The organism is Extibacter sp. GGCC_0201 (genome assembly GCF_017566055.1).
Lineage (GTDB): Bacteria > Bacillota > Clostridia > Lachnospirales > Lachnospiraceae > Extibacter.
This window is the reverse complement of record NZ_JABFCH010000148.1, coordinates 1-225: the sequence shown is the minus strand read 5'-3', so window position 1 is coordinate 225 and position 225 is coordinate 1. Positions and strand designations below refer to the sequence as shown.

General features: G+C 47.1%; 1 protein-coding gene. It reads left to right on the top strand.

What is annotated here, in order from left to right:
• On the top strand, positions 1–201 hold a 201-nt coding region (locus tag HJV72_RS19050; RefSeq protein WP_208073443.1), incomplete at its 5' end, for a helix-turn-helix transcriptional regulator.
• Between the last annotated feature and the right edge of the window lie 24 nt (positions 202–225).

Below are 225 nucleotides of genomic sequence, written 5' to 3'. Positions count from 1 at the left end.
AGTATTTACCCCACGTTGAGCGCACTTTCGGAGGACGGCATGATTTCCGCCAATGACGTGAGCACCAACAAACAGGCAAAAATTGCTTATACCACCACGGACAAAGGCCGTCCCCATTTGTGGGAATGGCTGGAAGTTTCGGTTGGAAAGAATGAAATGCGATATGAGACGCTTCTTAAACTTTTTTGGCGAAGAGATTAGACCGAAAAAAGCACTCCCACTTGC